At 73.8% G+C, this 24,626-nt stretch carries 23 protein-coding genes; 16 read left to right on the plus strand and 7 right to left on the minus strand.

Going from position 1 to position 24,626, the window contains the following annotated elements; translation table 11 throughout:
* Positions 1 to 166: 166 nt before the first annotated feature.
* The gene (locus ABGB16_RS28760) at positions 167 to 883 is read right to left on the minus strand and encodes an FCD domain-containing protein (RefSeq protein ID WP_347671227.1); all 717 of its coding nucleotides are present in this window, start codon (positions 881 to 883) and stop codon (positions 167 to 169) included.
* Positions 884 to 933: 50 nt separating this feature from the next.
* Between ABGB16_RS28760 and ABGB16_RS28765 the strand changes: the two genes are divergently transcribed.
* Positions 934 to 2,358, plus strand: coding sequence for an MFS transporter (locus ABGB16_RS28765; RefSeq protein ID WP_347671228.1), 1,425 nt, complete (start codon positions 934 to 936; stop codon positions 2,356 to 2,358).
* A 33-nt stretch (positions 2,359 to 2,391) separates the two neighbouring features.
* Here the strand turns inward: ABGB16_RS28765 and ABGB16_RS28770 are convergent, their stop codons facing one another.
* A complete protein-coding gene (locus tag ABGB16_RS28770; RefSeq protein ID WP_093403921.1) occupies positions 2,392 to 2,748 on the minus strand; it encodes an STAS domain-containing protein in 357 nt (118 codons plus the stop codon).
* Between the two features lie 263 nt (positions 2,749 to 3,011).
* On the opposite strand from ABGB16_RS28770, the gene ABGB16_RS28775 reads away from it, so the two are divergent.
* From ABGB16_RS28775 to ABGB16_RS28785, 3 genes are all read left to right on the plus strand, one after another.
* Positions 3,012 to 4,562 (plus strand): SpoIIE family protein phosphatase, encoded by a 1,551-nt coding sequence (locus tag ABGB16_RS28775; protein ID WP_347671229.1) that lies wholly within the window; start codon positions 3,012 to 3,014, stop codon positions 4,560 to 4,562.
* Positions 4,563 to 4,707: 145 nt separating this feature from the next.
* Positions 4,708 to 5,517, plus strand: coding sequence for a helix-turn-helix transcriptional regulator (locus ABGB16_RS28780; RefSeq protein WP_347671230.1), 810 nt, complete (start codon positions 4,708 to 4,710; stop codon positions 5,515 to 5,517).
* 20 nt (positions 5,518 to 5,537) lie between these two features.
* Positions 5,538 to 5,723 (plus strand): DUF397 domain-containing protein, encoded by a 186-nt coding sequence (locus ABGB16_RS28785; RefSeq protein WP_347671248.1) that lies wholly within the window; start codon positions 5,538 to 5,540, stop codon positions 5,721 to 5,723.
* Here the strand turns inward: ABGB16_RS28785 and ABGB16_RS28790 are convergent.
* On the minus strand, positions 5,704 to 6,507 hold the full coding sequence (locus tag ABGB16_RS28790; protein WP_347671231.1) for an AraC family transcriptional regulator: 804 nt from the start codon (positions 6,505 to 6,507) through the stop codon (positions 5,704 to 5,706). The two genes, ABGB16_RS28785 and ABGB16_RS28790, sit on opposite strands and share 20 nt — an antisense overlap.
* A 31-nt stretch (positions 6,508 to 6,538) precedes the next feature.
* On the opposite strand from ABGB16_RS28790, the gene ABGB16_RS28795 reads away from it, so the two are divergent.
* From ABGB16_RS28795 to ABGB16_RS28840, 10 genes are all read left to right on the plus strand, one after another.
* Positions 6,539 to 7,111, plus strand: coding sequence for a TIGR03086 family metal-binding protein (locus tag ABGB16_RS28795; RefSeq protein ID WP_347671232.1), 573 nt, complete (start codon positions 6,539 to 6,541; stop codon positions 7,109 to 7,111).
* A 105-nt stretch (positions 7,112 to 7,216) separates the two neighbouring features.
* Positions 7,217 to 7,753, plus strand: a complete 537-nt coding sequence (locus ABGB16_RS28800) for a PadR family transcriptional regulator (RefSeq protein WP_347671233.1) — start codon at positions 7,217 to 7,219, stop codon at positions 7,751 to 7,753.
* Positions 7,750 to 8,532, plus strand: a complete 783-nt coding sequence (locus ABGB16_RS28805; RefSeq protein WP_347671234.1) for an ABC transporter ATP-binding protein — start codon at positions 7,750 to 7,752, stop codon at positions 8,530 to 8,532. Before ABGB16_RS28800 ends, ABGB16_RS28805 begins: the two co-directional genes overlap by 4 nt.
* Positions 8,529 to 9,959, plus strand: a complete 1,431-nt coding sequence (locus tag ABGB16_RS28810) for an FtsX-like permease family protein (RefSeq protein WP_347671235.1) — start codon at positions 8,529 to 8,531, stop codon at positions 9,957 to 9,959. Before ABGB16_RS28805 ends, ABGB16_RS28810 begins: the two co-directional genes overlap by 4 nt.
* A 105-nt stretch (positions 9,960 to 10,064) precedes the next feature.
* Positions 10,065 to 10,802 carry an ATP-binding cassette domain-containing protein gene (locus tag ABGB16_RS28815; RefSeq protein ID WP_347671236.1) on the plus strand — a complete coding sequence of 246 codons (738 nt, stop codon included), beginning with the start codon at positions 10,065 to 10,067 and terminating at the stop codon, positions 10,800 to 10,802.
* Positions 10,799 to 12,157 carry a hypothetical protein gene (locus ABGB16_RS28820; protein WP_347671237.1) on the plus strand — a complete coding sequence of 453 codons (1,359 nt, stop codon included), beginning with the start codon at positions 10,799 to 10,801 and terminating at the stop codon, positions 12,155 to 12,157. Before ABGB16_RS28815 ends, ABGB16_RS28820 begins: the two co-directional genes overlap by 4 nt.
* Positions 12,158 to 12,249: 92 nt before the next feature.
* A complete protein-coding gene (locus ABGB16_RS28825; protein ID WP_347671238.1) occupies positions 12,250 to 12,798 on the plus strand; it encodes a hypothetical protein in 549 nt (182 codons plus the stop codon).
* 202 nt (positions 12,799 to 13,000) lie between these two features.
* Positions 13,001 to 13,408, plus strand: coding sequence for a hypothetical protein (locus ABGB16_RS28830; RefSeq protein ID WP_347671239.1), 408 nt, complete (start codon positions 13,001 to 13,003; stop codon positions 13,406 to 13,408).
* A 2-nt stretch (positions 13,409 to 13,410) separates the two neighbouring features.
* On the plus strand, positions 13,411 to 15,525 hold the full coding sequence (locus ABGB16_RS28835) for a bifunctional polysaccharide deacetylase/glycosyltransferase family 2 protein (RefSeq protein WP_347671240.1): 2,115 nt from the start codon (positions 13,411 to 13,413) through the stop codon (positions 15,523 to 15,525).
* Between the two features lie 44 nt (positions 15,526 to 15,569).
* Entirely contained in the window at positions 15,570 to 16,514 is a 945-nt protein-coding gene (locus ABGB16_RS28840) for a pyridoxal-phosphate dependent enzyme (RefSeq protein WP_347671241.1), read from the plus strand.
* Between the two features lie 25 nt (positions 16,515 to 16,539).
* Here ABGB16_RS28840 and ABGB16_RS28845 read toward each other — a convergent pair whose 3' ends face one another.
* Positions 16,540 to 18,633 carry a S9 family peptidase gene (locus ABGB16_RS28845; protein ID WP_347671242.1) on the minus strand — a complete coding sequence of 698 codons (2,094 nt, stop codon included), beginning with the start codon at positions 18,631 to 18,633 and terminating at the stop codon, positions 16,540 to 16,542.
* Positions 18,634 to 18,643: 10 nt separating this feature from the next.
* Positions 18,644 to 18,793, minus strand: a complete 150-nt coding sequence (locus ABGB16_RS28850) for a hypothetical protein (protein ID WP_347671243.1) — start codon at positions 18,791 to 18,793, stop codon at positions 18,644 to 18,646.
* Between ABGB16_RS28850 and ABGB16_RS28855 the strand changes: the two genes are divergently transcribed.
* Positions 18,783 to 20,102: an FAD-binding oxidoreductase gene (locus ABGB16_RS28855; protein ID WP_347671244.1), complete on the plus strand. Its 1,320-nt coding sequence runs from the start codon at positions 18,783 to 18,785 to the stop codon at positions 20,100 to 20,102. The two genes, ABGB16_RS28850 and ABGB16_RS28855, sit on opposite strands and share 11 nt — an antisense overlap.
* Positions 20,103 to 20,271: 169 nt before the next feature.
* Here the strand turns inward: ABGB16_RS28855 and ABGB16_RS28860 are convergent, their stop codons facing one another.
* Complete coding sequence (locus ABGB16_RS28860; protein ID WP_347671245.1) at positions 20,272 to 20,415, minus strand: hypothetical protein; 144 nt, start codon at positions 20,413 to 20,415, stop codon at positions 20,272 to 20,274.
* Between the two features lie 497 nt (positions 20,416 to 20,912).
* Positions 20,913 to 23,012 (minus strand): SpoIIE family protein phosphatase, encoded by a 2,100-nt coding sequence (locus ABGB16_RS28865; protein WP_347671246.1) that lies wholly within the window; start codon positions 23,010 to 23,012, stop codon positions 20,913 to 20,915.
* A 206-nt stretch (positions 23,013 to 23,218) separates the two neighbouring features.
* On the opposite strand from ABGB16_RS28865, the gene ABGB16_RS28870 reads away from it, so the two are divergent.
* Positions 23,219 to 24,626 (plus strand): HAMP domain-containing protein (locus ABGB16_RS28870; RefSeq protein ID WP_347671247.1); only part of this gene is annotated, 1,408 nt, incomplete at its 3' end.

Genomic DNA, 24,626 nt, shown 5'->3' on the forward strand with positions numbered 1-24,626 from the left:
CCGCGGCCGGTTCGAGGACGAGGTATCGGCCGGTGTCGGTCTTCACCACTGGCACGGGCATCCGCCCGTTCTTCGCCCATGACCACGCAGTCTGGTAGTGCACACCGTTCCGACGCGCCCACTCGGATAACTTCACCCACCGATGATCCCATATGAAAGATGAGAATCAATGATGGGACACGAAGCAGTCTTTGGCCCCGGGAACCGACTCCAGAAAAGCAGCGGCCTCCCGGGCCGCCCCGGCCGGGTCGCCGGCCCGGATCGCGGCGACCAGCCGGGCGTGGTCGATGTACCGCTCGGGCTCCAGCGCGTCGCCCATCGCCTGCGCGACCGTGCAGCGCAGCGCCGCGCCGACCGAGGCGTACAGCTCGGCGAGCATGCCGTTGTGCGCGGCGGCCACCACGGCCGTGTGCAGCGCCGCGTCGGCCTCCACGAACTCGTCGACCCGGCCGGTGCGCCAGGCGGCCTCCCGCGCGTCGAGGGCGGCGTCGAGCGCCGCCAGGTCCTCGGGCGTACGCCGCAGCGCCGCCAGCCGGGCCGCCTCCACCTCGAACGCGCGGCGGACCTCGGTCACCTCGGCCATCCGGTCGTCGGTGAGCCGGCGGGCCACCACGGGGGCCAGCTCGTCGGTGGACACCACGTACGTCCCGGAGCCCTGACGGCACTCCAGCACCCCGGCGTGCACTAGGGCGCGCACCGCCTCCCGGACCGTGTTGCGCCCGACGCCGAGCGCGGCGACGAGCTGCGGCTCGGTCGGGATGCGCCCGCCGACGGGCCACTCGCCGCCGAGGATGCGGGTTCGGAGCTGCTCGATGGTCTGCCGGACCCGGTGACCGCGGGGCGGCACGGGGACGGAACCCACGGAATCCACAGACGGTGTCACTGGTTACATCCCCTGCCCGAAATTCATCCCATGATTGTAGGTTCGAGGTCATGACCCCGCCACCGACCGCCCTCGCGGAGCCCGCCACCGCCACCGATCGTCCCGCGCCCGCCGCCACCGACCGTCCCGCGCACGCCGTCGGCGTCGCTCCCGGCCCGGCCCTCGGGGCAGCCCCCACAGGAGCCGCCTCGACAGAAACCGCCTCGACGGATGCCGGGTCGACAGACGACGCCTCGACAGGAGCAGCGTCGACGGAGACGGCGGCGGACGCCGCCGCGGCGAAGGCGGGGCCGGCGCGGGCCGGCCTGCTCGTGCTGGTCGGCATGCTGCTGGTCGCGGTGAACCTGCGCGCCGCCGTCACCAGCCTCGGTGCCCTGCTCGACGAGGTGCGCACCGGGCTGGGGCTGTCCGGCGCGATGGCCGGGTTCGTCACCACCCTGCCGACGATCGCGTTCGCCGGCCTGGGCGCGCTGACCCCGTGGCTGGTCCGCCGGGTCGCCCCGGCCCGGGTGCTGGTGGTCGCCATGCTGGCGCTGGCCGCCGGGCAGGTGCTGCGGGTGCTCACCGGCTCGGCGCCGGTCTTCCTGGTCGCCAGCGCGCTCGCGCTGGCCGGCATCGCGGTGGCGAACATCCTGCTGCCGATGCTGGTCAAGCAGTACTTCCCGCATCGCACCGGGCTGGTCACCGGGGCGTACACGATGGCTCTGACGCTGGGGACGTCGGTGGCCGCCGCGTCGGCGGTGCCGGTGGCGCACGCGTTCGGCTCGTGGCGGGCCGGGCTCGGGGTCTGGGCCGCGCTGGCCGCGCTGGCCGTACTGCCGTGGGTGCCGCTGGCGCTGCGGGCCCGCGCCGCGCGGCGGGGCGGAACCCGGACGGAGGCCGCCGCGCCGGCCCGCGTCCGGCCGGGGCGGACCCGGCTCGGCTGGGCGATGGCGGTCTACTTCGGCGCGCAGTCGCTGAGCGGGTACGCGATCATGGGCTGGCTGGCCCAGCTCTTCCGGGACGCCGACTTCCACCCGCAGACGGCCGGGCTGCTGCTCGCCGGGGTGACCGCCCTCGGCGTGCCGGTGGCGCTGCTGATGCCGGCGCTCGCCGGCCGGATGCGCACGCTGCGCCCGCTCGTGCTCGGGCTGACCGTCGTCTCCACGGCGGCCTACCTCGGGCTGGCGGTCGCGCCGCACGGCGCGGCGCTGCTCTGGGTCGGCCTGCTCGCCCTCGGCCAGGGCGCGTTCCCGCTGATCCTGACCACCATCGGGCTGCGCGCCCGGACGGCGGAGGGGACGGTCGCGCTGTCGGCCTTCGCGCAGAGCACCGGATACCTGATCGCGGCGCTCGGCCCGCTGCTCGTCGGCGTCCTCTACGAGGCCACCGGCGGCTGGACCGCCCCGATCGGGTTCCTACTCGTCGCCCTCGCCGTGCAGACGGCCGCGGGCCTGGTCATCGCCCGTCCCCGATTCATCGAGGACGAGCGCTGAGGACGGCCATCGAGGACGAGCGCTGAGGACGGCTCAGGAGGAGGCGGGCGTGGGGTCGCCGGCGACGGCCTGCTCGACCGTCGGGTACGTGTGCAGCACCTCGACCAGCCCGCTGACCTCCAGGATGCGCAGCACCCCGCGCTGCGGGGCGGCCAGCCGGACCACGCCGCCGGCCTCGTCGCAGCTGTTCTTGGCCCGCACGAACACGGACAGCCCGGTCGAGTCACAGAACGAGACGTCCGACAGGTCGAAGACGAGGCGGCTGCGGCCCTTGTCGAGCAGATCCGTGATCTGGTCCTGGAGCTGCGGTGCCGTCGCCATGTCCAGCTCGCCCGCGACCGACACGACGACCACGTCGCCGCGCTGTTCCGTGTGCACCGTCAGGGACATTCGACCTCCTGTTATCGGTGGAAACCGTATCCCACAACGGGGGTGCGCCGCAGAACTGGCGCGGGTGTGGGCGCTCGACGCCATTCCGTTGCAGTGCGGCAAGTAGTTGGCCGGTGCCCGGTGGTAGAGTCCGCCCGATCCAGGCCGGAGGGGGTTTGCCGTGGCCTTGAGTACGGAGGAGAAGCGCCGGCTCGGCGGCACCCGGAAGCTGGCCGGCGAGCCGGGCTCGGGCGGCACTGTCACGGTCGCCCTGCCGGCGTGCGGTGCGTGACGTGGTGCACGGCCTGGCGACCGTGCTGGTGGTCAACGACAGCAGCGCCAGGCGGTACGTGCTGGTGAGCTGGCTCAGCCAGGCGGGGTTCGCGACGCTGGAGGCGGAGACCGGCGCCGAGGCGTTGGCCCGGATCGCTGTGGACCCGATCGACCTGGTCGTGCTCGACGTTCGGCTGCCCGACATGACGGGGTTCGAGGTCTGCGAGCGGATCAAGACGGACCACCCGGCGACACCGGTGATCCACGTCTCCGCGCGCGCCGTCGGCGTGGCGGACCGCGCCCAGGGCCTGACCCGGGGCGCGGACGCGTACCTGGCCGAGCCGATCGAGCCGGAGGAACTGGTCGCCACGGTCCGGGCGGTGCTGCGCTACTACCAGGCCCGGCAGCGGGCCGAGCTGCTCGCCGACCGGCTCACCAGACTTGCGCAGACCACCCTGGCGGTCAACTCGGCGCCGAACTTTCCGCAGCTGATGACCGCCGCGGCGGCCGGTGCCGCCGACATGTTCGGCACCCCGGCCGTGGTGCTGGCCGAGACGATCGACGGCATGTCCCTCGCCGCGACGATCAGCGGCCCGGGTGCGGTCCCGGTGCTGCGTCCCTGGCCACTGGAGGAGGACGACGCCCCGATCGGGTCGACCCTGCGTGAGGGGGTGGACCCGGCCGAGTGGCCGATGCACGACTGGGAGGGGGAGAAGGAGTTGGCGGTCGGCGTGGCCCGGCCGCGCGCCGACCGCCCCCCGATCTACGTGGCGGTGCCGCCCCGGGCGCTGGTGGAGGAGGCGCCGGTGGTGCGCCAGCTCGCCCAGGCCCTGGCTGCGGCGGTGGAGGCGCAGCGGTCGCTGCACGAGGAGCACCGGATCGCGGTGACGCTGCAACGCAGCCTGCTGCCCCGTCGGCTGCCGCAGGTGGCCGGGCTGGACCTCGCCGTCCGGTACGAGCCGGCGAGCGCCCAGACCGAGGTGGGCGGGGACTTCTACGAGCTGGTGATGCTCGGCGACGAGCTGCTGGTGGCGATCGGCGACGTCGCCGGCCACTCGTTGCACGCCGCGACGGTGATGGCCGAGCTGCGGCACGCCGTGCGGGCGTACGCGATCGAGGGCCACCAGCCCGGGGTGATCCTGGACCGGGTCGACGAGCTGATGCGGGCCCTGCTGCCGGGCGAACTGGCCACAGTCTGCGTGCTGCTGCTGCACCCCGGCACCGGCCGGATCCGGCTGGCCAGCGCCGGGCACCTGCCGCCGCTGCTGATCCGGGACGGCGCGGTGGAGTACGTCCGGCACGCCGCGCCGCTGCTCGGGGTCCGCGCCGAGCGCCCCGCCGACCTGGAGTTCTTCCTGCCGGCCGGGGCGACGCTGGTGTTCTACACCGACGGGCTGATCGAGCGCCGGGACGCCACGATCGACGAGGGGCTGGCCGCGCTGGCCCGCTGCGCCGAGCGGGTGGACGAGGACCTGGACGCGTTCTGCCGGCGGCTGGTGGTCGACCTGGCCCCCACGGAGATCCAGGACGACGTCGCGGTCGTCGCCGTCCGCCGCCGGTAAGGGGTAAAAGCCCTTCCTGACACGCGGGTTCGCATGGTTCACACCGTGCTCATCGGGCGGTTACCGTGGGCGCGGCCGTCGCGTGCGTCGCCGACGCGTCGAGGCCGTCGATTCCGCAGGTCCCGATCCGGTACGGAGGCTGTCCGTGGAGCTGTCGCCCATGCTCGAGCACTTCGCCGAGGAGTTGCGGCTGGCCCGGGCGGTCACCGGGCTGTCCCAGGCGGCCCTGGCCGAGGCGGTCAGCTACTCGGCCGCGCTGGTCGCCAAGATCGAGCAGGGGGACCGCCGGCCGAGTGCCGACTTCGCCCGGCACTGCGACACCGTGCTCGGCACGGAGGGCCGCCTCGCGCGCATCCAGCGCCGGATCAGCCGCGAGTCGGTGGTGCCGTACTTCCGCGAGTACGCCGGGATCGAGGACGAGGCGGTCGCGCTGCGCGGGTACGAGCCGCTCTACGTCCCGGGCCTGCTCCAGACCGAGGCGTACGCCCGCGCGGTCATCGCCGCGCCCGGACTGCTCTCGGCCGAGGAGGTCGAGCGGCAGGTGGCCGCCCGGCTGGAGCGGCAGGAGATCCTGACCCGGGAGCACCCGCCGACGCTGACCGTGGTGCTCGACGAGTCGGTGCTGCGCCGCACGGTCGGCAGCCCGGAGTTGATGCGGGAGCAGGCGCGGCACCTGGTCAAGGTCGGGGAGTCGCTGCCCCGGGTGCGCATCCACGTGGTGCCGCTCGCCGTGGGCGCCTACGCGGGGCTCGACGGTCCGTTCGTGATCGCCACGCCGCCGCGCGGGGAGGATATCGTCTATGTGGAGGATCAGCTCGGCGGGAAGGTGACGGACCGCCCCGAGGATCTGCGCCGGATCGTCGCCGTCTGGGAGTCGATCCGCGGTGAGGCGCTGCCCCACCAGCAGTCGATCGAGCTGATCGCGCGGATGACGGAGGCGGAATCGTGGACCTGACCGGCGTGAGCGTGGACGGCGTGGACCTGACGGGCGCCCGGTGGCGCACCAGCAGCCGCAGCAACAGTACGGGTGGCAACTGCGTCGAGGTGGCGGGCAACCTGCCGGGCGTGGTGGCCGTACGCGACTCGAAGGACCGGGGCGGGCCGGTGCTGGCCTTCCGGCCGGCCGCCTGGCGGGCCTTCGTCAACCGGTTCGGCCGCTGAGCGATCGGGCGTACGCGGCAGGGGTCGTCCCCGTCGCGGCGGTGAACTCGCGGACCAGGTGGGCCTGGTCGGCGTAGCCCAGGTCGGCGGCGAGCCGCGCCCAGTCGACCGGCCCGCCGGCGGCCTGCTCGATCGCCTCCTGTACCCGGTACCGGCGGATCACCCACTTCGGCCCGACGCCCACGTGGTCGAGGAAGAGGCGTTGCAGCCGGCGTACCGAAAGATCGTGCCGGCGGGCCAGGTCGTCGACCCGCAGCAGTCCCCGGTCGACGCGGATCTCCTCGGCCAGCGCCGTCGCCTCCGTCGCGGCCGGGTCGGGCCGGGGATCCCAGGCGAGCAGCAGTTCGTCGAGGGTGCCGCAGCGCTCGTCGTCCGTACCGGCGCAGGCCTGCCGGCCCGCGACGAGGCCGGCCGGCAGCGGGCGGCGCCGGCCGGTCAGCTCGGCGACGGGCCGCCGCCAGAACGGGCGGAACGCGCCCGGGCGGAACTGCACGCCGCTGACCCGGCCGGCGCCGGTCAGGGTGATCCGGAACAGCTCCCGCCCGACGCCCGCCACCTCGGCGGTCTCCGGGTTGGCGCCGTGGCGCTGGAACACCGCGTTGACGGCCGGGTGGGGCACCACCCGCTGCTCGAACGGCTCGTCCAGCTCCCAGTCGATCAGCCAGTAGTGCTCGACGTACGGGCGCAGGGCGACGGCCGGCAGGCGGCGCCGGAAGCGGACCTCGCGCCGCAGCCGGGCGGGGTCGAGAATGCCCCGGTTGTCCGCGCGCGGCTCGTGTCGCATTTCTTCAAGACTGCCCTCGTACGCTGCCCTTATGGGTACGAAGACTAGCGATCTGCTGGGGGCCGCGGCGCCGCGTACCGTCGCCGTGGTCCGGGCGATCACCGACGACCAGCTCGACCTGCCGACCCCCTGCGTGGAGTACACCGTCCGGGAACTGCTCAACCACATCTACCAGGTGATGGTCAACTTCCAGTCGCTGGCCGCGCGGCAGGCGGTGGACTGGTCGGAGAAGCCGGACTACCTGGCCGACGGCTGGCGGGAGCGGTTCGCCGCCGAGGCCGGGCGGCTCGTCGAGGCGTGGGCCGATCCGGCCGCCGAGGAGGGCGTGTCGCCCGGCATGGGGCTGCCGCAGCGGACCGTCGGCGCGATGGCGCTGGTCGACCTCACCGTGCACGGGTGGGACCTGGCCCGGGCCACCGGCCAGCCGTACGACCCTGAGCCGGCCGCAATGGACACGCTGCACGGCTTCATGGACGCGATGGGCGACACCGGCCAGAAGATGGGCGCCTTCGGCGCGCCGGTCGACGTCCCGCCGGATGCCACGCCGCTCGACCGGTTGCTCGCCCGGATGGGCCGCCACCCGGGCTGGTCGCCTCCGGCGTAAGGGCCCCTTCTCACCGCCCTACCGGACCGGCGCGGCAGCGGGCGTGCGCCGGTCGGGCGGCGGAGCTGCTTGACGCGGCTATTCACTCAGTGAATAGTGGGTGTCGTGTCGACCCCGCACGTGCTGCTCGCCCTGCTCGCCGAGGGCAGCCGGCACGGCTACGAGCTGAAACGGGCCCACGACCGGCGGCTGCCCCGGGCCCGTCCGCTGGCGTTCGGGCAGGTCTACGCCACGCTCGGCCGGTTGCAGCGGGACGGGCTGGTGGCGCCCGCCGGCCAGGACCGCGACGGCGGGCCGGACCGCACGGCGTACGCGCTCACGGGCGCCGGCCGGGACGCGCTCGACGCCTGGCTCGCGGAGGTCGAGCCGCCCCTGCCGTACGTCACCAGCAGCCTCTTCGCCAAGGTCGTGGTGGCGCTGCTGGTCGCCGACGCCGACCGCGCCCGGGCGTACCTGATCGCCCAGCGCCGGGCGCACACCGAACGGCTCCGCGAGCTGACCGCGGTCAAAACGGACCCCTCGGCCACCCTCGACGACGTCGTGGCGGCCGACTTCGCCATCGCCCACCTCGACGCGGACCTGAGGTGGTTGCACACCACCCTGGAGCGGGTCGTCGACTGGCACCGGGAGGTGCACTCGTGACGCAACTTCAGGCTCGCGGCGTGGTCAAGGCGTACGGGCCGACACCCGCGCTGCGCGGGGTCACCCTCGACGTCGCCGAGGGGGAAATCGTCGCCGTCACCGGCCCGAGCGGCTGCGGCAAGTCCACCCTGCTGCACTGCCTGGCCGGCATCCTGCGCCCCGACGCCGGGCAGGTCACCTGGCGCGGTGAGCGGATCGACACCTGGTCCGAGGCGGCCCGGTCCCGGCTGCGGCGTACGGAGTTCGGGGTGCTGTTCCAGTTCGGCCAACTCGTCGCCGAGCTGACCGCGGCGGAGAACGTCGCCCTTCCCCTGTTGCTCGCCGGCACGGGGCGGCGAGCGGCGCGGACGGCGGCGCTCGCCTGGCTGGACCGGCTGGGCGTGCCGGACGTCGCCGACGTCCGGCCGGGCGAGATGTCCGGCGGGCAGCAGCAGCGCTGCGCCCTCGCTCGGGCCCTGGTCACCGAGCCCCGGGTGCTGTTCGCCGACGAGCCCACGGGCGCGCTCGACACGCTCGCGGGGGAGCAGGTGCTCACCCAACTGGTCCGGCTGGCCCGCGAGCAGCGGACGTCGGTCGTGCTGGTCACCCACGAGCCCCGGATCGCCGGGTACGCCGACCGCGAGGTGACGCTGCGCGACGGCACCGTCGACGGCACCGGCCTGGGGCTGGACACGCCCGCGGCGGGCGGACCGGGGATGGGCCCGCCGACCGGCGGCGTCGGGACGGGACTGTCGGTGACCGGCGGCCCACGGCTGCCGCTGGCGGGCGGTCACCGGTGAGGCCGGCGACCCTCGTCCGGCTCGCCCTCGCCGGCACCCGCACCGACACGGCTCGGGTGGTGCTGACGGCGCTCAGCGCCGCCCTGGCCGCCCTCGCCGGGCTGGCCGCGCTGACCGTCCTCGCCATCCCGCAGCCGCCCGGCGGCGCCGAGTCCAGCCAGTACGCCAACGCGCTGCTGCGCGAGCCGGGGCTGCGCGGCGGGACGGCGTTCGCGCTGCTGCTCCTCGCCGTCCCCGTGCTGGCGCTGGCCGGGCAGTGCGCCCGGCTCGGCGCCCCGGCGCGGGACCGCCGGCTGGCCGCCCTGCGGCTGGCCGGGGCCACCCCCGGGCAGGTCACCCGGATCGCCGCGCTGGAGACCGGGGCGGCCAGCCTGCTCGGCACCGCCGCCGCCCTGGCGGCCTACCTGGCCGCCCGGGAACTGCTGCACCGGCCCGACGAGCGCGGCCTGCTCCCCCTCCCCACCGACGTGCTGCCCTCTCCCGTCGCGCTGGCGGCGGTGGTGCTCGGGCTGCCCGCCGTCGCGGCCGTGGGCACCGCGCTGCTGCTGCGCCGGGTCACCACCACCCCGTTCGGCGTGGTCCGCCGGGCCCGCTGGGACCGCCCGCCCCGCCCCTGGTTCGCGGTGCTCATTCCGCTCGGCGTGGGCGCGCTCGCCGCCTTCTTCCCGGTCATGCAGTGGTACGAGGAGCGCCACGTCCAGCCGCCGCTGCTGCTCGCGCCGGCGCTGCTCGTCGTCGGCGGGCTCGCCCCGACGATCGGGGTGGTGGTCGCCGCCGGCTGGTTCTCGTACACCGCCGGCCGGTGGCTGCACCGTCTCGCCCGGGGGCCGGCCGCGCTGCTGGCCGCCCGCCGGCTCATGGCCGACCCGTGGGCGGGCAGCCGGACGTTCGCCGCGCTGCTGGCCGCGGTGCTGTTCGGCGGCGGCGCGGCGGCCTTCCGGGCCAACTTCCAGATCCGGTACGACGTCCTGCGCGCCGAGTCCCGGCTGGCCGACGACCTCAGCGAGCCGAACCGGTTCTACCTCGACACCATGAACCTCGTGGACCTGGCGGTCGCGGTGGCCGTGACGATCGCCGCCGGCGGGCTGCTTGTCGCCCTGGTCGAGGGGATCGTGGCCCGCCGCCGGGCGTACGCGGCGCTCGTCGCCACCGGCGTGCCCCGGCCGGTGCTGGGCCGGTCGGTCGCCTGGCAGGCACTGGCCCCGGCGGTGCCGGCGGTGCTGCTCGCGCTGGCCGTGGGACTGCTGCTCGGGCGGAGCCTGACGGGCGAGGTGCGCGCCGGGGGCGGTGACGTCATGCCGGCCGTACCGATCGAGCAGCTCGCGCTGGTCGGCGGCGGCGCCCTGCTCGCGGTGGCGCTCACGGTCGCGGTCGGGCTGTTCTTCCTGGGCGCCAGCACGGCCTTGGAGGAACTGCGGGCGACCTGACAGGCGGTGGCCGCGATGCACGGGCTTCATAGCTCGCGGTTGTCCACCATCTACAAGCCCTGATGAGCTTTTTGGCACAGATCCGATTTTGTAAAGAGGGTTTGCGTGCTTGAAGTCAAAGGTGTGGGGTTCCGTTACGGAGCCCGGTCGGTCCTGGCGGACATCTCACTCCAGTTCGCCACGGGTGCCAACCTCCTGCTCGGACGCAACGGCGCCGGCAAGACAACGCTCCTGAGGATCCTCGCGGGCGCCGTGGCGCCCACCGCTGGCACGGTTCTCCTGGACGGGCAGTTGTCAGGCGGTTCCACCCGGCTCGGACGGCGTCTGCTGGGAAACATCGGATGGCTACCGCAGGACTTCGGCTATCCGCCGCGGATGACCGTGCGCGAGTTCGCCGCATATGCCGCCTGGCTCAAGGCGGCCCCGCCGAAGACCATCCCGCAGAAGGTCGATTTCGCACTGCAGGTCGTGGACCTCGGAGACCGAGCCGGTTGCAGCCTGGGTTCGCTCTCGGGTGGGCAGTTGCGGCGTGCGGGGCTGGCCGCGGCGCTGGCGGGCGACCCGGCCGTACTGATCCTCGACGAGCCGACGGCCGGGCTGGATCCTGAGCAGCGAGACACGTTCCACCAATTGGTGCAACGCCTCAAGGAACACAAAACCGTCATCGTAGCCACCCACCTTCTCGAAGATGTCGAGGCCCTTGCCGGTCGGGTGGTCATCATCGATCAGGGTGCAGTGCGGTGGTCGGGGAGTCTGCCCGAGTTGTCGCTGCTGGGCGGCGAGGACTCAAGTCTGGCCGCGCTACGCACCGCCTTCCACAAGGTGGTGAGTGGCGCATCATGAGGAGTTTCACTCCAGGGAGACTCGGCTACCAGGATTTCCTGGTAGCCGCGGCCGTCGCTGCCCTTACTGCCGCTCAGGGCATTTTCCTGGTGGCGGGAAGAGCGGAACGATGGGAAGGAAACTGGGCGAGCAGTAGCGCCGTTGTCGGCTGGGCGACCCTCTGGGGCACCTGCATCGCCGCGGCCGCCGCGGCCTGGGTGGTGGCGGCCCCTCGTCGACACGGATACCTCCCGCTTGTGCAGGCCGCCGCCCGTTCGCAGGCGCGGATCTACGCGGCTGCACTCCTTTCCGTGGGTGCGGGAAGTCTTCTCGGCTACCTCGCCGTACTCGGGTTCGTGACCGCGAAGACGGCACCGAAGGCCACTCATGGAAGTGCCGACCTGGTCGAACTCGCGACCCCCCTGGCTGCCGTCGTGATCGGCGTCGGTGTGGGGACCGCGTTGGGGCGTGTGGTGCCGTTGCGACTGGCGCCGCTGGCCGCAGGAATCACGCCATATGTCATCTACATGCTCCTCGTGTATGCCGACGTCTATGTTTCGCAGGGGATCTTCACGGACTTTCCGATGTCCGACCAGGTCGACCGCACCTACTTGCGGATTCCGGTGGAGACCCTGGCCGGCAGGGCACTCTTCTGGGCGGCGTTGGGTGGCGCGCTGATCGCCTGGACCATGCGATCTGGACGGCACGCCTATTCGCTCCTGCTGCTCGCCGGCTTTGCCTGTTCGGCGGTGCTGCTGACCGCAGGCGCGAGGACCGAAGCCGTAGGCGAGTACGAGGCGGTCTGCATCGAGGGCCAGCCGAGGGTCTGCGTGGACCGGGCGCACGACCACCTGGGTACCGAGTATCAGCGGCGGATCCGGGAAAACCTGGCTGCGCTTCGAGGCATCGACATGTCGAGCGTGACGTTCGTGCCGGCCCCGGATCTCTTCGAACTGTCTCGAAGGTACTCAGGGAACATGCCCTCTGCGCAGCGGATACTTACTGCCCCCCTGATCGATGGCAGGACTTCACCCGCACATCGGATCGGCGGGGCCAGTTTCGATGCCAGCTTCGGTTTCTCCGTATTTCTCGCGCCCTGCCTGCAGGGTGACGGTCCCACGGCGGGGCAGCCCAAGGGGTCGGATGGGACGCGAGCCGCGTTCGTGCTGTACGACTGGTGGCTTGGCGTCAGGGACCTTGCGCGCGACGGCACCAACTTCCCAGGCGAGCTGAAGGTCCAGTCCATCCTCGCAGAGGATCCGGGCATGTCGAAGGCCAGCGAGACGTTCGCGCAGATGGACGAGGGGCAACGCGAGGAATTCCTGCGCAGCCACCAGGCGGATCTGGCGAACTGCCGCGGGAGCCTCCCCACATGAGGCGCGGCCGTCCCCAACCACGGTGGTGGTTCCTCGTACGGGCATTCGCGAAGGCGCGCGGCGTCAGCGTACGAGCAGTTGCCGGACTGGTCGTGATCTGGTTGGCGATCGGTCTTTTTTCGCGGTTCAGCATGTCCGCGCTCGGTCTGCAGTTCGCACCACCGGGCAGTGCGGCGCTGGACACCGTGGGCGTCATCTTCATGCTGGTGCCCGCCGCAGTACTGAGCAGTTGCCTGCCCAGCCAGGCTCCCAGCCTTGAGGCCGTACGAGCGCGTAACGTGCTCGTGCCGCAGCTTCTCTGGTCGGCGTGGATACTGCTGGTGAGCTGCTCGGCGCCACTCTTCGCGCTCTCGGTCCTGCATCCGTCGGTCGACTCGCGCAGCTTCTACGCGACGTGGCTGCTGGTCGTGGGTGCGGTTCTGGCGCTTGCGTTGGTTCTCAGCACCGTCATGGCATCGTTGACGGCCTTCTTTGTGCTCGCCGTCTTCACCACTCCGAACGTGATCTCGTGGCAGCACAACCTGGTCTACAACGTCGGCATCAGTGGGACCTCGGCGCTGGTCGGCGCCGCGCTGGCGGTGACCGCACTTCTCCTGCACGGCGTCAAGAACTCCTCGATCGGGCTCAGCAGCACCGGGTAGTGCCATTGCGCTCGGCGGGTGACCGACTGTGCCCGGCGCCACCGCGGTCTGCTGTCCCCATTCGTGGAGTGGGCGGTGGAGGAGCTGCGCGGCCTGACGCCGGAACGTAACGCGCCGGGAGGTCGCTACGCTGTTGAACCCGGGAGCCCGGCACCGGGCCCCGGGGCCGCCGGCCCCAGGCACCCCAGCGGGAGACCAGCAGATGCAGAACCAACCGGCCGGGCGGCCGGTGTTCGTCGACCGGACCGGGCGGCGTCGTCGGCTCACCGTGATCGTCGGCACCCTGATGGGCCTCGGCCTGCTCGCCAGCCTCGGTCTGATCCTCGCCGGCCTGTTCACCGACTCGACCGTGCGGCTGCCCGGCTGGGGCGACCAGAAGGGGCATCCGCCGATCGAGGCCGGCCTGGACGGCATGGGCGGCACCGAGAGCCCCAGCCCGTCGCCCAGCACCTCCGCGCCCGCCCCGGGCTCCACCCGCACGGCCACCCCGACCGCCCGCCCGACGGGCACCGACACGGCCGCGCCGTCGGCCCGGCCCACGGAGCCGGGCCAGGGCGAGGAGCACCGCAACACCGCCCGACCGAGCAGGTCGCCCGGTAAGCCGAGGTAGCCGTGTCGAAACACATCGCCCGCCGCGATCCCCGGGCGCACTGGCTGCTGCTCCTGCTCGGCCTGGCCGTCCTGCTCGCGGCCCTCACCGTCAACGGCCTGGTGACCGGCCTCGCCGGCGGCTCCGGGCGATCCGACGCCGGTCCGGCGGCGCCCGCCGACCGCGCCGCCACCTCCGGCGGGCCGGTGCTGCGGCTGGACGACGCGAAGCCGGTGACCCGCACCATGCCGGCGCGGACCATCGCGCTCACCTTCGACGACGGCCCCGACCCGCGCTGGACCCCCCAGGTGCTCGACCTGCTGCGCCGGCACGGCGCGCACGCCACGTTCTTCGTCGTCGGCGCCCGGGTCAACGAGCACCCGGAACTGACCCGCCGGATCCTCGCCGAGGGGCACGAGCTCGGCTCGCACACGTTCACCCACGCCGACCTGGGCAGTGCCCCCGGCTGGCGGCAGGACCTGGAACTGTCGCTCACCCGCAAGGCCATCGCCGGGGCCACCGGCCGCGAGGTGACCCTGCTCCGGCCGCCGTTCTCCTCCGTCCCGGCGGCGCTGACCGCGCCGGAGTACGCCGCGCTGCGCGCCGCCGCCGGGACCGGTCACGTGGCGGTCCTCGCCGACCGGGACACCAAGGACTGGCAGCGGCCCGGGGTGGCCGCCATCGTCCGGGCGGCCACCCCCGAGAAGGGCCGGGGCGCGGTCGTGCTGATGCACGACGGCGGCGGGGACCGCAGCCAGACCCTCGCCGCGCTGGACCGGCTCCTGACCGATCTGACCGAGCAGGGGTACCGGTTCACGGGCGTCTCCGAGGGGATCGGCGCGCCGCCGTCGATGCTGGCGGCCGACGCCACCACCCGCCTCAGCGGCACCGCCCTGCGCTGGACCCAGACGGGTGCCGGCTGGGCCGCCACCGCGATGAACGCCCTGCTCGGCATCGCGCTGGTGCTGGGGATCGCCCGGCTCGCCGTGCAGGTGGCCTGCGCCCAGCTCCACGTGCGGCGGGTGCGCCGGCCCCGGGGGCACCGGCCGGTGGTGAACGCCCCGGTCTCGGTGATCGTGCCCGCGTACAACGAGGCGGCGAACATCGCGGCCACCGTGCGGTCGCTGGTGGACAGCGCGTACCCGGCGCTGGAGGTGATCGTCGTCGACGACGGTTCCAGCGACGACACCGCCGGCATCGTGGAACGGCTGGGGCTGCGCGGCGTACGGGTGATCCGGCAGGCCAACGCCGGCAAGCCGGCCGCGCTGAACACCGGCATCCGGGCCGCCCGGGCGCAACTGCTCGTGCTGGTGGACGGGGACACCGTCTTCCAGCCGGACACCATCCACCGGCTCGTGCAGGGCTTCGCCGACCCGGCGGTGGGCGCGATCTCCGGCAACACCAAGGTCGCGAACCGGCGCCGTCTGCTCGGCCGGTGGCAGCACCTGGAGTACGTCATCGGCTTCAACCTCGACCGCCGGATGTACGACGTGCTGGAGTGCATGCCGACGATCCCCGGCGCGATCGGCGCGTTCCGCCGGGAGGTGCTGCTCGCCGTCGGCGGCGTACCGGCGGACACCCTCGCCGAGGACACCGACCTGACCATGAAGGTGCTGCGGGCCGGCTGGCGGGTGGTGTACGAGGAGGGCGCCATCGCCTGGACCGAGGCCCCGTCGACGCTGCGGCAGCTCTGGCGGCAGCGCTACCGCTGGTGCTACGGGACGATGCAGGCGATGTGGAAGCACCGGCACGCGCTGCGCGAGCCGGGGTCCGGCGGCAAGCTGGGCCGGCGCGGCCTGCCGTACCTGACGGTGTTCCAGATCGTGCTGCCGCTGGCCGCCCCGGCCGTCGACGTGTTCGCCGTCTACGGCCTGCTCTTCCTGCCGTGGAGCGCACTCGCCCTGGCCTGGGTCGGGCTGCTGCTGCTCCAGGGGCTCACCGCCGCGTACGCCCTGTGGCTGGACGGGGAACGCTACGGGCCGCTGTGGTCGCTGCCGTTCCAGCAGCTCGTCTACCGCCAGGTGATGTACCTGGTCGTGGTGCAGTCGGTGGTCACGGCGGTGATCGGCAACCGGCTGCGCTGGCAGCGGATGATCCGTACCGGTGACGCGGCGGCGCTGGTCGGCGCGCAACGGTGAGGCCGTTCCTTCCCGTACGGACCGAGAGGTCGCAGGATAGCCCGATGGACCTCGTGCCGATCGACGACATCCGGGCCGCCGCCGCCGACATCGCCCCGACCGTGCTGCGTACGCCGCTGCTGCGTACCCGCTGGGACGACGGGTTGTGGCTGAAGCCGGAGAACCTGCAACCGGTCGGGTCGTTCAAGCTGCGCGGGGCCATCCACGCGATCGCCCGCCTCGACCCGGCCCGCCGGGAGCGGGGCGTGGTCACCCACTCCTCGGGCAACCACGGCCAGGCCCTCGCGTACGCGGCCCGCGCGGCCGGCATCTCGTGCACGGTGGTGGTGCCGGAGGGCGCCCCGGAGGTGAAGATCGCGCAGATCCGCGCGCTGGGCGCGACGGTGCTGCTCGTGCCGCCCGCCCGGCGGTTGGCCGAGGCGCAGCGGGTGGCCGCCGAGACCGGGGCGGAGCTGGTGCCGCCGTTCGACGACCGGCGGATCATCGCCGGCCAGGGCACGATCGGCCTGGAGATCCTCGACGACCTGCCCGGGGTCGAGGTGGTGCTGGTCCCGGTCGGCGGCGGCGGCCTCTCCTCCGGCGTCGCCACGGCGGTCAAGGCGCTGCGCCTGTCGACCGCCGTGATCGGCGTGGAGCCGCTGCTCGCCGCCGACGCCCGGGACTCGCTCGCCGCCGGGCGGCTGGTCGGCTGGGACGTCGCGCTCACCTACCGTACGTGCGCGGACGGCCTGCGTGCGGGCCTGTCCGAGCTGACCCTCGCCCACCTGCGGGAGCGGCTGGACGGCATCGTCACGGTGACCGAGGAGGAGATCCGCGCGGCGGTGGGCCGGCTCGCCCGCGACGCCCGGCTGGTGGTCGAGCCGAGCGGCGCGGTGGCCGCCGCCGCCCGGCTGTTCCGCCCCGACGAGCTGCCGGCCGGGCGTACGGTCGCGGTGCTGACCGGCGGCAACGTCGACCCGGCGCTGCTCGCCGACCTCGTCACTGCCTGACGTCTCGTCACCGCCTTTCGTCTCGTCATACCCCCAGGCGGTCGAGGATCCACGCGTTGATGAACGCCTCCTCGCGCCAGGAGTCGTACCGGCCGCTGGGCCCGCCGTGGCCGGCGCCCATCTCGGTCTTGAGCAGGTAGTCGCCCTGCGGCGCCACCGCGCGCAGCCGGGCGATCCACTTCGCCGGCTCGTGGTAGAGCACCCGGGTGTCGTTCAGGCTGGTCACCGCGAGGATGGCCGGGTAGTCCAGCGCGGCCACGTTCTCGTACGGCGTGTACGACTTCATGTACGCGTACACCTCCGGGTCGGCCAGCGGGTTGCCCCACTCCTCCCACTCGGTGACCGTCAGCGGCAGCGACGGGTCGAGGATCGAGGTGAGCGCGTCCACGAAGGGCACCTGCGCGACGATGCCGGCGAACGCGTCCGGGGCCAGGTTCGCCACCGTGCCCATCAGCAGGCCGCCGGCCGAGGCGCCCCGGGCGACCAGCCGGTCCGGGGAGGTCCAGCCGGACTTGGCCAGGTGCCGGGCGCAGGCGACGAAGTCGGTGAAGGTGTTCTTCTTGGCCAGCAGCTTGCCCTGGTCGTACCAGCGCCGGCCCAGCTCGCCGCCGCCCCGGATGTGCGCGACCGCGAACACCACCCCGCGGTCCAGCAGGGACAGCCGGGCCACCGAGAACCACGGGTCCATGCTCGACTCGTACGAGCCGTACCCGTAGATCTCGCAGGGGGCGGAGCCGTCGCGCGGCGTGCCCGCCCGGCAGACCAGCGAGATCGGCACGCGGGTGCCGTCGTCGGCGAGCGCCCACTCGCGGTGCTGCTCGTAGTCGGCCGGGTCGTACTCGCGGCCGTCCGGGCCGGGCAGGACGGGCTTGCGGCGGCGCAGCACCAGCTCGCGGGTGACGAGGTCGTAGTCGTACACCGAGTCGGGGGTGACCAGCGAGGCGTAGCGCAGCCGGACCTGCCGGGTCCGGTACTCCGGGTTGGTGTGCAGCCCGACGCTGTAGATCGGCTCGGGGAAGTCGATGTCGTGGCCGTCGCCGCCGCCGATGGGCAGCACCCGCAGGCCGGTGAGCCCGTTCGTGCGCAGCGAGACGACCAGGTGGTCGGCGAACGCGTCGACCGACTCCAGCCGCGTACCGGGGGTGTGCGGGATCAGCGGGACCCAGTCGCCCGGCGCGTCCGCCGAGGTGTACGCCAGGGCGAAGTCCTCGGCCTCGTGGTTGTGCAGGATCAGGAACCGGTGCCCGTGGTGCTCCACCGAGTATTCGACGCCCTGCCGGCGCGGGGCGACCAGGGCCGGCTCGCCGGTGGGGTTGCCGGCCGGGATGACCCGCACCTCGCTGGTGATCTTGCTGTGGATGTCGATGAGGATGAACTTCTCCGAGCGGGTCAGCTCGACCCCGACCCAGAAGCGCTCGTCGTCCTCCTGGTGGACCACCACGTCCTCGCTGGCCGGCGCGCCGATCCGGTGCCGCCAGACCCGGTTCGGCCGCCAGGCGTCGTCGACCGTGACGTAGAAGAGCACGGAGGCGTCGGCCGACCACGCGGTGCCGTAGAAGGTGTCGGGCACCTCGTCGGCCAGCACCTCGCCGGTGGAGAGGTCCTTCACCCGCAGGGTGAACCGCTCGTCGCCGGCGTGGTCCGTCGAGTACGCCAGCCAGCGCCCGTCCGGGCTGACGTCGAACGTCCCCAGCGCGAAGAAGTCGTGGCCCTCGGCGAGCAGGTTGCCGTCGAGCAGCACCTCCTCACCCTCCAGCGGGGCGCCGTCCACACTGACCGGCGGCTCGGTCTCGCCGTCGCGGACCGCGCGTCGACAGTGCACGCTGTACTGCTGGCCCTCGACCGTGCGCGTGTAGTACCAGTGGCCGCCCTTGCGGACCGGCACCGTCAGGTCGGTCTCCTGGACGCGCCGGCGGGTCTCCTCGAACAGCGTCTCGCGCAGCGCCTCCAGGTGCGCCGTCCGCGCCTCGGTGTACGCGTTCTCCGCGGTGAGGTAGGCGATCGTCTCGGGGTCGTCCTTGGCGTGCAGCCAGGCGTACTCGTCGACGACCGTGTCGCCGTGGTGGATGCGCTCGGTGGGGACGCGCTTGGCGGCGGGCGGCGTGGTCTCGGTGGTCACGCCGGTCAGGTTACCGGCCGCCCGCGCGCTCCCGCCCGCCGCGCGCGCCACCCGTTTCGCGCAACTCGCCGACGGACTGTTCGAACACATGTACGATGACCGGCATGGCGGCAGCAACGAGTTCGATCGACTGGTCCGGGTCCGGCGCGATGAGCATCACCCGTCGACTCACCGAGATCTGCGGCCCGCCCTTCGCCCGGTTCGCCGGCGCGGCCGACGAGGTCGCCGGCCGGCCGGCCCGGTGGGTGGCGGTGCCCGGCGACCCCGAGGCCGCGGCCCAGGTGCTGCGGCTGGCCGCCGCCCACGACCTGACCGTGGTGCCCCGGGGCGCCGGCACGAAGATCGACTGGGGCGCGGCGCCGGAGCAGGTCGACATCCTGCTCGACACCGGCCGGCTGGCGGGGATCGGCCACGAGCAGCCGGGCGCCCCGGTGGCCGAGGTCGGGGCGGGCACGCCGCTGCGGGCCGTGCAGGCGACGCTGGAGCGTACGGGCCAGCGGCTGGCCCTCGACGCGCCCTCGCCCGGCGCGACGGTCGGCGGGGTGCTCGCCACCGACGAGGCGGGCCCGCTGCGGCACCGCCACGGCGGCCCCTGCGACCAGCTCGTCGGCGTGCGTTACCTGGACGCCGACGGCCAGCTGATCAGCGCCGGCGGCGGCCGGCGGGGCCTGGAGCTGGCCCGGCTGCTCTGCGGATCCCAGGGCGCGCTCGGGGTGTTGGTCTCGGCGACCCTGCGGGTGCAGCCCGTGCCGGCCAGCCGGTTCTGGGTCGTCCGGCCGGTGTGGACGCCGCTGGAGGTGCACGACCTGGTCCGGGCGGTGCTCGCCGCCCGGTTGGACCCGGCGGCCGTCGAGCTGGACCTGCCGGCCCGGGCCACCCGGGCGCACCCGCAGGTCCACCCCGACGACCCGGTGGCGGCCGCCCGCGCCCGCCACCCCTCGATGTTCCGACGCAGGACGGCCCTGGCCGGCGCGGGCAGCCTCGCGGTGCTGGTGGAGGGCGGCCCCGCCGACGTCCACGAGCGGGCCGAACGCCTGCTCGGGGTGCTCGGCGAGGGGGCGACCGTCGAGCACTCGGCCCCGCCGTGGTGGCGGCGCTACCCGTTCGGCCCCGGCGAGACCGCGCTGCGCGTCGAGGTGCCGATCACCGACCTGCACGCCGCGGTGTACGCCCTGCGGGACGCGGCCGGCGGCCCGGTGCCGATCCGGGGCTCCGCCGGCCAGGGAGTGGTGCACGCGGCCCTGCCCGGCTCCCTGCCCCCCGAGCGGGTGGCGTCCATCGTCGCGGGCGTGCGCGGGGTGCTGCTCGCCCGGCACGGCCGGTGCGTGGTGGTCGCGGCGCCCGCCCCGGTGCGGCAGGCGGTCGACCTGTGGGGCGAGCTGACCGCGCTGCCCCGGCTGCGGGCGGCGAAGGCACACCTCGATCCCCACCAGCGCCTGGCCCCCGGCCGCCTCCCCGGCGGTCTGTGAGGAGTCCGGCCGCGTCCTGGGCGGTCCCCTGCGGGCCTGTGAGGAGCCCGGCGGCGGGCCTCGTGGCCGGCATCGTCGTGTCGGTCCCGCAGGCCGGGCCCCGGCCTTGGTTGCGAGTCGGCCCGTCCAGGGGCCAGTTCGTACCAGGATCCGGCCCGACGCGGCACAGTCAGTCCAGCCACCACCGGTGCATGTCGGCGACGGCCGGGACGAGGCGCAGCAGCGGCAGGGCCGCCGCGCTGACGATCCCCGCCAGCAGCAGCACCCGGGCCCGTCGGGGCAGCGCGCGCCACCCGCGGGCCAGCAGCGGCACGGAGACCAGCGCGAGCGCCGGGCACGAAGCCGACCAGGTACAGCAACGCGACCAGGACGTACAGCCACGCGAGGGGGTTCACCCCGGACATCCCGAACGGGACTTGTTCCTTCGGGTCGTAGGCGCCGGTGCGCATCTCGGCCGGGCCGACGTGCTCGGCCGTCATCAGGCCGAGATAGAGGGCCACCACCACCAGGAACGCTGCGGCGCACGCCAGGTGCGCCACGGTCAGCAGCCGCACCGACCAGGGGGTACGCGCGCTTCCCGCCACCGTCGACACAGCCGGAACGTATCAACCCGTACGCCTACGCGCTGCCCGGCGGAGCGCCGACCGGCCCCGCCGTCGAGGCCGCACTTTCGGGGAAGTTGTCCCCTCGCTACGCGGCGTGGCCGCACTTTCCCTGAACTTGCGCGGATCTTGTCCCGCCCTGCGGGTGGGGGATGACCTCGGGAGGGTCGGAGGAGCGGGAGCGGGAGCGGGAGAGTGGGGTGGTTGGTCAGAGGCGGTCGTTGCGGAGGACCAGGATCGCGATGTCGTCGCGGGGTGCCTCGACGGAGAATCCGATCGCGGTGGAGCGCAGCCGGGCCGCGACCACGTCGGCCGAGTACCCGGCCAGCGGGGCGGCCGACTCGCGCAGCCGCTCGACGCCGAACAGCTCCCGGCCCCGGCGGCGCTCGGTCACCCCGTCCGTGTAGAAGACCAGCGCCTCGCCGGGGGCGAGCGGGACCTCCGCGGTCGGGGAGGCGATCGAGTCCAGCAGGCCGAGGGCCGTGCCGCCGGCGCCGACGAAGTCGGCCCCGCCGCCGGGGCGCAGCAGCACCGGCCGGTCGTGGCCGGCCAGGTGCAGGGACACGTCGAGCTGGTCGCCGCTGCCCGGCGCGACCGCCGCCAGCGCCAGGGTGCAGTACCGCCCGCTGCCCCGCTCGACCAGCGTCTCGTTGAGCCGACCCAGCACCTCGGGCAGTGGCTTGCCGTCGGTGACCAGCACCCGGATCACGTCCCGGACCAGGCCGGTGACCGCCGCCGCCTCGACCCCCTTGCCGGAGACGTCGCCGATCACCACGAGCCACCGCCCACCGGGCAGCGGCAGCACGTCGTAGAAGTCGCCGCCGACCTCGGCGTCGTCGCCGGTCGGGACGTACTCGGCGGCGAAGCCGATGCCCTCGACCACGGGCAGCACCGGCGGCAGCAGCGACTGCTGGAGGGTCTGCGCCACCCGACGACGTTCGGCGTGGATGCGGGCGTTCTCGATGGCCAGGGCGGCCCGCCGGGCGACGTCCTCCAGCACGGCGACCTCGTCCGGGTCGTGCCGGTGCCGCTGGTGGCGGCCGACCGCCAGGGTGCCCAGCCGCTGGCCGCGCGCGACCAGTGGCACGGCGAAGCCCTCCATCGGCCCGCCGAGCGGCACCTGCGACCCCATCCGGGTCGCCTCGCGCAGCCGCGACAGCACCGAGTCCGGCCCGGTCTCCCGGAGCACCTTGTGCAGCTGCGGCAGCACCGCCTCGTCGGCGTGGGTGGCCGCCGCGAGCCGCAGCCGCCCCCACTCGTCGGTGGTGTGCACCGCGCACCACTGGCCGAGCCTGGGCACCACGAGCTGCGGGATCAGCGCCATGGTCAGCTCGACGTCGAGGGACTGGGCCAGCAGTTCGCTCGCCTCGGCCAGGAACGTCAGCCAGGCCTGCCGGCGGACGTCGGCCCGGCGCAGCCGGTCGTTCTCCAGGTGCAGCGAGAGCCGCTCGGCGGTGAGCACGGCGAGTGGCTGCGCGTACGTGGAGGGGGCGGCGTCCAGCTCCAGCTCCCCGGCGTACGGCCGGTGCACCGCCAGCGGCACCCGGAGCAGCTCGTTGCCCTCGCGCGGGGTGCGGCCGTAGCGCGCCAGCACCTGCCGGCCCTGCCCGTCCCCCCGGTCCAGGCGGACCACGCCGCCGGCCGCGCCGACCATCTCACCGAGCCGGGCGAGCAGGTCGGTGGCGAAGCCGGGCAGCGGATCCTCGGCGTACGGCTCGGGGGCGCTCTGCATCAGCTCGCTCACCGCCCCGGCGCTCGGCCCGGGGTGCTCGGTCGGGGCCGCGCCCCCACCGGCGGTCGCGGCGGGCGGGCCCAGGGCGGCGCCGGTCTCCGACCGGGTGGAGGTCCGCTGCCCGGCGGTCGCGGCGTCCGGCCGGTCCAGCCGGAACCACACCCCCTTGCCGGTGGGCAGGTACGTGGTGCCCCATCGGCTGGCGAAGTGGTCGACCAGGAGCAGCCCCCGGCCCCGCTCCGAGACCTCGCCGATCTCCGCGCTGTCGTTGCGGACGCCGACGTTCAGCTCGTCGACCGTCCCGGGGGCGAAGTCGGAGACGGTGACGGTCAGCCCGACGTCGTCCGCGACGACCTCGATGTCCAGTTCGGTGCCGGCGTGCTCGACGGCGTTGGTGGTGAGCTCGGTGGTCAGCAGCAGGGCCTCGTTGAGCAGGCTGTCGAGGCGGGCGGCGGCCAGCACGGACCGGACCAGGGCGCGCGCGGCGGCCGGCGTCCGGCGGTCGGCGGGCAGCCGTACGCGCCGGACGCGCTCGTCCGGGCCGCCGATCCCCGCCGGCCCCGCCTCCGGTGACATCCTCCGTATCCTCCACCGCCGCCCCGCCCGAAGCCAAGCCGAACCGGTGGGCTGGATCGATCCGGCGGGCGTGGCGGCGGTCGGGCGGCGCGACATCGACGGCCACGCGGGCACAATGGTGGGATGGCCAGTGTGCCGGCAGGCGCACCGGCGTGCGCCCGTTATGTCCCGGGTGCGCTGGCGGCCCCCGAACTGAGCGAGGAATGATGACCACGGCGAAACACTCGGCAGCCGCGGACCCGTCCGCGCCGGAGCAGGCCGCCATGCTCAGCGAGCTGGCGGAGGCGTTGCGCCGGGTGCGCGGCGGGGACCTGAAGGTCCGGCTGCCCCGCCGGGCGGGCGTGGCCGGCGAGGTGGCGGACGCGTTCAACGACGTGGTGGCGCTCCAGGAGCGGCAGCACCTCGACCTGCGCCGGATCAGCCGGATCGTCGGCCGGGACGGCCGGCTCACCGAGCGCCTCGACGAGGAGGGGCTGGAGGGCTCGTGGGCGGAGGGTCAGCGGGCCGTCAACTCGCTGATCGACGACCTGGGCCGCCCGACGACGGAGATCGCCCGGGTGATCGTGGCGGTGGCCGACGGCGACCTCTCGCAGCACATGGCCCTGGAGATCGACGGCCGGCCGCTGCGTGGCGAGTACCTGCGGATCGGTCGCACGGTCAACACCATGGTCGACCAGCTGTCGTCCTTCTCCAACGAGGTGACCCGCGTCGCCCGCGAGGTGGGCACCGAGGGCGAGCTGGGCGGCCAGGCCGACGTGCGCGGGGTCGCCGGCACCTGGAAGGACCTCACCGACTCGGTGAACACCATGGCGTCGAACCTGACGTACCAGGTGCGGTCGATCTCACAGGTGGCCACGGCGGTTTCCCGGGGCGACCTGTCGCAGAAGATCACGGTGTCGGCCAAGGGTGAGGTCGCCGAGCTGGCGCACACGATCAACTCGCTCACCGACACGCTGCGCCTGTTCGCCGAGCAGGTGACGCGGGTGGCCCGGGAGGTGGGCACCGAAGGCAAGCTGGGCGGCCAGGCGGAGGTGCCGAACGTCGCGGGCACCTGGAAGGACCTGACCGACAGCGTCAACTCGATGGCGTCGAACCTGACCGCGCAGGTGCGCAACATCGCCCAGGTCTCGACCGCCGTCGCCCGCGGCGACCTGTCCCAGAAGATCACCGTCGCCGCGCAGGGCGAGATACTGGAGCTCAAGGACACCGTCAACACGATGGTGGATCAGCTGTCGTCGTTCGCCGACGAGGTGACGCGGGTGGCCCGCGAGGTCGGTATCGAGGGCAAGCTGGGCGGCCAGGCCCAGGTGCGCGGCGTCTCCGGCACCTGGCGGGACCTCACCGAGAACGTCAACCAGCTCGCCGGCAACCTGACCAGCCAGGTCCGCAACATCTCCCAGGTCTCCACCGCCGTCGCGAAGGGCGACCTGAGCCAGAAGATCACGGTGGACGCGCAGGGCGAGATCCTGGAGTTGAAGAACACCGTCAACACGATGGTGGATCAGCTGTCGTCGTTCGCCGACGAGGTGACGCGGGTGGCCCGGGAGGTGGGCACCGAGGGCAAGCTGGGTGGTCAGGCGCAGGTCAAGGGCGTTTCGGGTACGTGGCGGGATC

Origin of the sequence: Micromonospora sp. B11E3 (genome assembly GCF_039871625.1) — a bacterium.
In the GTDB taxonomy this organism is placed as follows: Bacteria; Actinomycetota; Actinomycetes; order Mycobacteriales; family Micromonosporaceae; genus Micromonospora.

Excerpts from the sequence above, each read along its gene's own strand:
- ABGB16_RS28830 (WP_347671239.1), top strand. The coding sequence starts at position 13,001 with ATGCAGAACCAACCGGCCGGGCGGCCGGTGTTCGTCGACCGGACCGGG.
- ABGB16_RS28855 (WP_347671244.1), top strand. The coding sequence starts at position 18,783 with ATGAGCATCACCCGTCGACTCACCGAGATCTGCGGCCCGCCCTTCGCC.
- ABGB16_RS28795 (WP_347671232.1), top strand. The coding sequence starts at position 6,539 with ATGGGTACGAAGACTAGCGATCTGCTGGGGGCCGCGGCGCCGCGTACC.
- ABGB16_RS28770 (WP_093403921.1), bottom strand. The coding sequence starts at position 2,748 with ATGTCCCTGACGGTGCACACGGAACAGCGCGGCGACGTGGTCGTCGTG.
- ABGB16_RS28865 (WP_347671246.1), bottom strand. The coding sequence starts at position 23,012 with ATGTCACCGGAGGCGGGGCCGGCGGGGATCGGCGGCCCGGACGAGCGC.
- ABGB16_RS28820 (WP_347671237.1), top strand. The coding sequence starts at position 10,799 with ATGAGGAGTTTCACTCCAGGGAGACTCGGCTACCAGGATTTCCTGGTA.
- ABGB16_RS28765 (WP_347671228.1), top strand. The coding sequence starts at position 934 with ATGACCCCGCCACCGACCGCCCTCGCGGAGCCCGCCACCGCCACCGAT.
- ABGB16_RS28840 (WP_347671241.1), top strand. The coding sequence starts at position 15,570 with ATGGACCTCGTGCCGATCGACGACATCCGGGCCGCCGCCGCCGACATC.
- ABGB16_RS28790 (WP_347671231.1), bottom strand. The coding sequence starts at position 6,507 with ATGCGACACGAGCCGCGCGCGGACAACCGGGGCATTCTCGACCCCGCC.